Genomic DNA, 8069 nt, shown 5'->3' on the forward strand with positions numbered 1-8069 from the left:
GTGACATATTTCGACTCGTCGGAGGCGAGAAACAGCGCCGCATTGGCGACGTCCCAGGCTTCGCCCATGTGACCCATCGGCACCTGCGCGTCGCGCGCGCGCCACATCGCCTCGACATCGCCCTTGGCGTAGCTCGACGCCAGCCCCGCGGAATGCTCGACCATCGGCGTCTTCATCAGGCCGGGCAGGACGGCGTTGACGCGGACGTGTTGCGGCGCGAATTCGACCGCTGACGTGCGCGTCATCTGGTTCATCGCGGCCTTGGTGGCGGCGTAGGTGACATAGGATACGCCGGTGTGCCGGATCGAGGCGATCGACGAGATGTTGATGATCGAGCCGCCGCCCTGCCGCACCATCACCGGAATGACGTGCTTCATGGCGAGGAACGCGCTCTTGAGATTGACCGCGAAGACGCGGTCCCACTCGGCTTCCGAGACGTCGACCACGCTGCCCATCTCGGCGATGCCGACATTGTTGTCGAGCACGTCGATGCGGCCGTAGGCCTTCAGGCAGGCTGCCACCATCGCCTCGACATCCCCGGCACGGGACACGTCCGCGGTGAAGGCCGTGGCCTTGCCGCCTTCGCTCGTAATGATCTTCACGGTCTCTTCGGCGGCGGCGCCGTTGCGGTCGACGCAGAACACCTGCGCGCCCTGGCGGGCAAACGTCACCGCGGTCGCCTTGCCGTTGCCCCAGCCCGGCCCGATCGAGCCGGCGCCGACCACCAGCGCGGTTTTTCCCTTGAGGCGATCCATCGCGTTCTCCCCCTTTTTCAGTTTGTCATGGTTCGCACCGGCGCATCGTCGTGACATTCATCCCGATCGCATGCCCGAAAATCTCCGACAGCGTACGGCAACTCCCGTCGCCGCAGAACCGCCATTCGCCGGTGGCGCCGGAATTGCCGAGCACCACTTCCGGCATCGGCGCACGCTTTGGCTGCCATTCAAACCAGCCGTCGACCAGCCGCGCCTCCGGCGGCGGCTCCATGCCGGCGCCCGAGCCCTTGACGCGGGCCTGCACCAGTTCCAGCCCGCTGGGGGTAATGCGCCAGTCTTCCTGCCAGTCGACTTTTTCGATCGAGTGCGTCCATACCAGCGTGAACGCGGCGACCGACAGCGTCTTCACGACGCCGGCTGACGTGAGACAAAGGCTCAAGCCGGCGCCGCCGCCCGGCGCGGGCGCCGTGTCCATTGCCAGAACACGATCGCCGCCGTCAGCGCGAAGCCCAGGGTGTCGCTGAAGCTGAAATCGCCGAGCAGGCAAAGCGCCGCGAGCAGGGCGACGACGCGCTCGGCCAGCGTCATCCTCGTGAACAGGAAGCCGATCGCGACCATGCCGAACAGAGCGATCGCGACCAGCGCCTTGAAGGTCGCCAGCACCACCGCGCCGTAGAATCCAATCTGGACGGCCATCGGATCGCCGGGCTGCAGCATCAGCGCCGGCGAATAGACGAAGATGAACGGAATCACATAGCCGGCGAGCGCGATCCGCATCGCCTCCCAGCCGATCTTGTCGGGATTTTCCTTGGCGATTGGAGCTGCCGCCAGCGCCGCCAGCGCCACCGGCGGCGAGAGGTCCGCCATGATGCCGTAGTAGAACGCGAACATGTGGCTCTCGATCAGCGGCACGCCGAGTTTCGCCAATGCCGGCGCGGCAAGCGCCGCCGTGATGATGTAGGTCGGAATGGTCGGGATGCCGGTGCCGAGCAGGATCGACAGCAGCATGGTCATGACCAGCGCGAGGAACAGGCTCTTGGCCCCGAGCCCAATGACCCAGCTGCCGAAGATGGTGCCGACGCCGGTCTGCGACATCATGCCGATGATGGTGCCGACGATGGCACAGGCCATGCCGACGGTCAGCGCCGATTTGGAGCTGTCGGCCAGCGAATCGCGACATGCCACAAGCGTCGCCCGGCCGCCGCGCGTCAGCGCCGATATCAGCACGAGAACGCCGACCACGCCTGCCACCGGAATGATCTCCAGGCCCTGGTGCGACACCGCCGCGACGACCAGCGCAAGCCCGATCCAGAAGACATAGCGCAATGCCTGATTGGAAAAGCCCAGCGTGATGCTGGCCCCCAGGATCAGCGCTACCGTCAGCGCCAGCCCCATGCTGCCGGCATAGAGTGGCGTGAAGCCCTGAAACAGCATGTAGACCAGCGCCGCCAACGGCAACACCAGATACCAGCGCGCCACCAGCGCCTTCCAGGCGCTCGGGATTTCCGAACGTTTCATGCCGACGAGGCCGTGTTTGCCGGCTTCCAGATGAACCATCCAGAACGCGGAGGCGAAATAGAGGATCGCCGGAATCACCGCGGCCTTGACTATGACCGCGTATTCGACGCCCAGCGTCTCGGCCATGATGAAGGCGACCGCGCCCATCACCGGCGGCATGATCTGCCCGCCCATCGAGGCGGTTGCCTCGACGCCGGCGGCAAACGCCCGGCGATAGCCGAACTTGATCATCAGGGGAATCGTGAACTGGCCGACGGTGACGACATTCGCGACGCCGGAGCCCGAAATCGTCCCCATCATGCCCGAGGCGAACACCGCGACCTTGGCGGGTCCGCCGCGGGTGCCGCCGAACAGGCCGAGCGAGACATCGGTGAACAACTGGATCATCCCGGCATGCTCGAGGAACGAGCCGAACAGGATGAACAGGAAGATATAGGTCGCCGAGACGTAGATCGGCACGCCGTAAAAGCCTTCGGTGCCGTAGGCGAGATGGCTGATGATCTGGTCGAAATCGTAGCCGCGATGGTTGAACGGCGCGGGCAGATACTGACCGAAGAACCAGTAGAGGATGCAGGCGCCGGCCATCAGCGGCAGCGCAAGACCCATCAGCCGCCGCGTGCCCTCGAAGATCAAGACCGCCAGCACGGTACCGACCACCAGATCGAGTCGCGTCGGATCGCCGTCGCGCGCGATCAGGTCGGCGTAGAAGATCCACTGATACAGCCCGCACAGAAATCCGACGCCGCCGATCAGCCAGCCGGCCGCGCGGCCGGCATTGCTCCTGGCGGTGAAGTTGCCGATCAGGCCGAACGTCATCAGGATCAGGAAGCCGACGTGAACGCCGCGCACCACCTGGCTCGGAAAATAGTTGAAGGCCGCGACATACAGCTGAAAGGCCGCGAACACGATGCCGATCGCATAAGCGAGGTGACCCCAGCCGCCCGGGCCGAAGCCTTCCGGGAATCCGTGCTCGAAATTGTCGAATTCGACCTTGACGGGCGCCTCAGCGTCCACAGCCCTTAGCATTTCCTGTCATTCCCCAGCACCCAAGTCGAGCGACGCCTTTATACCATCGACGCGCGGCCCCGGGATACGTCATGCGCCGGCTTCAGCCGCACATTCCGCCAAAAAGTTAAATTCGCCTAAAAAGATGAATAGCAGGCACATCCACGATGGCCCTATTTGATCAGGCCCTTTTCCTTGTAATAGCGGATCGCGCCGGGATGCAGCGGCACCGGACTGCCGGTCGCGGCGTTCTCCAGTTTGATCTCCCTGCCGGACGCGTGCGCATTGGCCAGCTCCGGCAGCGACTCGTAGATCAGCTTTGTCATCTGGTAGACGAGATCGTCGGACACGGCCGAACTGGTCACGAGATAATTGATCACCGCCGCCGTCGGCACGTCCTTGTCCTGGCCGGAATAGGTGTTGGCGGGAATGATGACCGACTTGAACGGCGGGCCGATCTTGTCGACCACCTCCTTGGGAACCGACACCACGGTGATCTCGGTCGAAGTGGAAAGATCCTTCAGCGAGGCCACGCCGAGGCCGGCCGATTGCAGCGTCGCGTTCAACTGCCGGTTCTTCATCAGGTCGACGGATTCGGCGAACGGCAAATATTCGACCTTGCCCATGTCCTTGTAGCTCAGTCCCGCCGCGGCAAGGATCGCGCGCGAGTTGAGTTCGGTTCCCGACTTCGGCGCACCGACCGAGAGGCTCTTGCCCTTGAGGTCGGCCAGCGTCTTGATGCCGCTGTCGGCGGTGGCGACGATCTGGATGTAGTTCGGATAGATCGCGCCGATGGTGCGCAACTTGTCCATCTTGGATTTGAAGCCGGCCTCTTCGTCGCCTTCCCACGCGGCTTTCAGCGAATCGCCGAGCGCAAACGCGATCTCGCCGCGGCCCTGCTGCAGCAGGATCAGGTTCTCGACCGACGCCTTGGTGGCCTGCACCTGGGTCTTCACGTCGGGAATCTTGTCGCTGTAGATTTTTCCAATGGCGACGCCGAGCGGATAATAGACCCCGGAGGTGCCGCCGGTCAGAACGTTAATAAATGCTTGCGCCTGCGCCGCAGGCGCCGACAGAACTACGGCCGTCGCCGCGACGGCCGCAATCAATTTCGAATTCATATGCTTATTCTCCCCAGAACCGGGCGGGAAATTGGACGGCGCAAGGCCCGGGGTCAAGCCATCCCATCGGTCAACAGGGTTGCGGAAAGCGGCCGTTCGTTCCAGTCGCCATTCGCGCGGTTCCCGGAGTGAAACCGGGACGCGGCGCACGTCGTCAAATTCGCCGGCAGCGGGCTTGAGTGAAGTGCGTCGATGGCAGCATCGCCTCACGGCATGCGGGCGGCAGTTTCAAGCGTACGGCCCCAGCCGGATTTCAGATCACCCGACGCTGCCTCATTGAAACGTCATGTCGAGGCATTTGGAAATGTCCGAACCGAGGCCGGATGAGATGATGATGCAGCCGCGAACCTTCTGTGCGGTATTGTCGCTCGCCCATATCGCGTAGCCGCCGGGACCGAAAAACGAATTTGTGTTCGGCGGTTCGGTTTCGGTGGCGTCGAACGAATAACTGGAATCGGTCTCGAAGATGCGCGGCTTCTTCGTGCAGCTGCCGTCGGTCTGGACGTTGATCACTTCCTTGTTGTCGCGCGTCAGCGCCAGGCTGACCTGGCACCGGAAATACTCCGACGTCTTGACGTTGAAGATGTAGGTGTAGGACTTGCAGGTCGCGGTATTGAGCTTGCCGGCGGCGAGGCCGCGGCTGCAGGAAATTCTCTGGTTGTTGGAAAGCTTGAACAACTCGTCCGCCCGGGCAACAGGAACCAGCGTCATCACTCCCAACGCGACAAAAAAACAAATCTTCATGACGTGGTTCATCCGAATCATCCCTATGACTTATCTTGCAGCCGCTTCTTCTAGCGCTAAACCGGAACATAGTCGCGAGGCGACCAGCGGGAAATCCCAAAGTGTTGAACGCGTCTGCCGCAGCACACGGCGCTCGTGATATTGACGCGACATCGGCGTTCGTGATTTGTTCGGAATTGGTGCGGCGCCATTGCCACTTATCTTTTTCAAACCGATTGCCGGGGAGCATGCAGGATGACGGGATTTTCGACCAAGACCATTTTGATGGCGGCCGCGCTGACGACCGCTGCGTTGACGACAGCCGCATTCGCGGAAGCCGCCAAGCCGACACCCTGGGAGCTGAAGCCGGACATGGGCTATGGCTACGACAAGGAGGGCAAGACGTTCTCCTACAAGATGGGCACCAACAATGCCGGCCTGCTGCTCAAGGGCGCCAAGAAGGTGCCCCGGAACACCTTGTTCTTCATCGGCCAAAACGGACAGCTGTACATGCGGACCGGGCCGTTCCTTGAGGGCGACGGCAAGTTCATGTTCGGGTCGGAGTGAGGTGGAACGCCCCCAACGCGAGTCGGCCCGGTGAACGCCGGGACGACGATGAGCTAAAACGCCGCCGCCAGTTCCTTGGCGCCCGGCAGACGGCCGTTGCTGTCCATCCTGGAGTCGGTAATCGCCAGCAGTTTGGCGACCGTGTTGTGGCGGATCGCCACCGGATTGCGCTCGTAGCCCGAGCGCTGGAAGAAATTCGAGGTCGGGACCTGCTCGCGCAGCGCCTGCGGCATCGTCACCATGTCGAGCCCGGTCGAGTCGCCGGTCAGGTTCATCATCTCCAGTTCGGCGGCGGAGAGCGGCCTGGTATAGCCCTTGGCGCGCGCGAAGATCACCGAGGTCAGGAGCTTGTGGGTCTGCAATAGCGGGCCGACATCGATGTCCAGCACCATGGCATGGATCGCCCAGCCCTGCGGGGTATCGCCGAGCTTCTCGTGCTGCGCCCACTCGTCCGGCACCGAACGCGCCAGCGCCACCATCCGCTTCAGCACCGCGATCTTGTGTTCCATCGCACCGCGCGCGGCGCCGGACAACTGCGCCGCCTTCTCGGCAAGCGCGCGGACGAATTCGCGGCCCTGCTCGGCGACGAGTTCGACGCTGTTGGTGGTGAGCAGCTGGTTGTAGCCGATCGCGGTGGAGATCGCGCGCGCCTGCCGCGAATACTCCAGTCCCGATTGCATGTCGTGGTTGCCGTTGCCGCCGGTCTCGAACGCATAGACCCGCACCGCCTGCTCGCGCGTGAGCCCGGCCGCCAAAGCGGTGCGGGCATAGGCGCGCTTGAACTCGATCTCGCTTGCGGGCCGCTGCGGGGCGAACTGGAAATGCTCGGAAGCGGCCTTCAGGAGGTCGGCGACCACGGGAATATATTTGCGCTCGCGGGGGGGACGCGCGGGCTCGGGTTCCGGATTTTGCGGCTGCTTCGGCCCGGCATAGACCGGCGGCTGCGTCAGCACATAGTCATCGAGCCCGATCGCCAGATGTTCGCGCCGCTTGGCGTTGCGGCCGCGCCGCTTCTCCGTGATGGAATTCCAATAGGCGCCGGCTTCCTCCTCGAACGCCGCGCGCGCCTCCTGATACTCCTTCAGCTTGCGGCGATATTCCGCGATCGCCTGCGGCGAGACCGCCTGCGCCATCGCCTCGCGCATCGTCGCCGCCGGCGGCACGGCATCCATCGCCGCCGCCTGCGGCGCGATCAGGAGCAGCGCGAGCGCAAAATATCTCGAATACCGAATCGGTTGGTGGCGCATCGTTCCGTTGTAGCCCAAACCGCGGCTACTTCCAGGCAAACACCGGCTGTTCCAGCTCGGCGACGCGGGTATCGCGTCCCGCCAGCACCTCACGAAACTGATAGATCAGCGCCGCCGTCGGCGCATGAATGGTGCCGCTGTCGTGATGAAAGCGGATCACCCGCCGCGTGCTCTCGGGAATCGCGGTGAAATCGAAGGCGTCGGCGTGCTCGATCGCGTCAAGCCCGATCCGGTGTACAGAGGCGACCTCCTGCGGATTGGGCGAGATCTCGGCGTCTGCCGCCGCCCACACCACGACCGGGGTGATCAAATAGCCCGAGCGGGTCGGGTAATCGTCGAGCAGGCCCAGCACCGAGCCGGGTTCGAGCGCAAGGCCGAGTTCCTCGTGCAATTCGCGCAGCGCCGCTTCGACCGGCGTCTCGCCGCTATCGCAGCGTCCGCCCGGCAGCGCCCACTGGCTGCGGTGCGTGCGCAAACCCGCCGCGCGCCGCGTCAGCAGCAGCGCCGTTTCGCCAGCGCTCTCGTCAGCGCCGATCAGGGCGATAGCGACCGCGGCCCGCTTCAGCGCCGGCGCCGGCTCGCTTCCCGGCAGCCGCCCGAACCTGGCGCAACGCGCCGCGATATTCCGCCTGGTGGCATCGTCGAACGGCCTGGTCATCCCGCTTGACTACACCACGTTGCCGATTGATGAAACGACGTTGAAGTTTCAAACTATTTTCAGCAAGTTGGAAGTACAGGAAATGACCGATAAAGCCTCGGCAAAGCTCAAATCCGAGGGCTGGACCATCGTCGAGACCACCGGCTTCGTCCATCTGATCGGACCGCTGTGGCAACGGGTCGTCAACGACAGCGAGCATGAATATGCCCTCGTCGCGCAGGACAAGCACCATAACCGCCGCGGCCTCGTGCAGGGCGGGGTATTGATGACGTTCGCGGACCGCACCTGCGGCATGACCGCGCGATACGTGTCGGGCAAGCCGACGCTGGCCACCGTGCAGATGGACACCCATTTTGTCGAGGCCGGCAAGATCGGCGAGACCCTGATTTCGAAGCCGCACGTGGTGCGATCGACCCGCAGCCTGATCTTCATCACCACGGAAATCACCGTCGACAAACGCTGTATCGCCATGGCCAGCGGCGTGTTTAAGATATTGAAGAACGAGTGAGGGGGC

General features: G+C 63.7%; 9 protein-coding genes. 2 read left to right on the forward strand and 7 right to left on the reverse strand.

Going from position 1 to position 8069, the window contains the following annotated elements; translation table 11 throughout:
* From QZ213_RS20845 to QZ213_RS20865, 5 genes are all read right to left on the reverse strand, one after another.
* Positions 1-755, reverse strand: a 755-nt coding sequence (locus QZ213_RS20845) for an SDR family NAD(P)-dependent oxidoreductase (RefSeq protein ID WP_291687986.1), incomplete at its 3' end; no start/stop codon positions are given.
* A gap of 25 nt (positions 756-780) precedes the next feature.
* On the reverse strand, positions 781-1191 hold the full coding sequence (locus QZ213_RS20850; protein ID WP_291687987.1) for a DUF1850 domain-containing protein: 411 nt from the start codon (positions 1189-1191) through the stop codon (positions 781-783).
* The gene (locus QZ213_RS20855; RefSeq protein WP_291687988.1) at positions 1152-3260 is read right to left on the reverse strand and encodes a TRAP transporter permease; all 2109 of its coding nucleotides are present in this window, start codon (positions 3258-3260) and stop codon (positions 1152-1154) included. Before QZ213_RS20855 ends, QZ213_RS20850 begins: the two co-directional genes overlap by 40 nt.
* A gap of 152 nt (positions 3261-3412) precedes the next feature.
* Positions 3413-4360, reverse strand: coding sequence for a TAXI family TRAP transporter solute-binding subunit (locus QZ213_RS20860; RefSeq protein WP_291687989.1), 948 nt, complete (start codon positions 4358-4360; stop codon positions 3413-3415).
* A gap of 273 nt (positions 4361-4633) precedes the next feature.
* Positions 4634-5116 (reverse strand): hypothetical protein, encoded by a 483-nt coding sequence (locus QZ213_RS20865; RefSeq protein WP_291687990.1) that lies wholly within the window; start codon positions 5114-5116, stop codon positions 4634-4636.
* A 222-nt stretch (positions 5117-5338) separates the two neighbouring features.
* Between QZ213_RS20865 and QZ213_RS20870 the strand changes: the two genes are divergently transcribed.
* On the forward strand, positions 5339-5650 hold the full coding sequence (locus tag QZ213_RS20870; protein WP_291687991.1) for a hypothetical protein: 312 nt from the start codon (positions 5339-5341) through the stop codon (positions 5648-5650).
* Positions 5651-5703: 53 nt separating this feature from the next.
* On the opposite strand, the gene QZ213_RS20875 is transcribed toward QZ213_RS20870, so the two are convergent.
* Together QZ213_RS20875 and QZ213_RS20880 are read right to left on the reverse strand one after the other, a co-directional pair.
* Complete coding sequence (locus tag QZ213_RS20875) at positions 5704-6822, reverse strand: hypothetical protein (protein ID WP_291687994.1); 1119 nt, start codon at positions 6820-6822, stop codon at positions 5704-5706.
* A 100-nt stretch (positions 6823-6922) separates the two neighbouring features.
* Positions 6923-7555, reverse strand: coding sequence for a CoA pyrophosphatase (locus QZ213_RS20880; RefSeq protein ID WP_291687992.1), 633 nt, complete (start codon positions 7553-7555; stop codon positions 6923-6925).
* Positions 7556-7637: 82 nt separating this feature from the next.
* Here QZ213_RS20880 and QZ213_RS20885 point away from each other — a divergent pair, with 82 nt between their 5' ends.
* Positions 7638-8063 carry a PaaI family thioesterase gene (locus QZ213_RS20885; RefSeq protein WP_291687993.1) on the forward strand — a complete coding sequence of 142 codons (426 nt, stop codon included), beginning with the start codon at positions 7638-7640 and terminating at the stop codon, positions 8061-8063.
* Positions 8064-8069: the final 6 nt, after the last annotated feature.

The sequence above is a fragment of the Bradyrhizobium sp. genome, assembly GCF_017881085.1.
GTDB lineage: Bacteria > Pseudomonadota > Alphaproteobacteria > Rhizobiales > Xanthobacteraceae > Bradyrhizobium.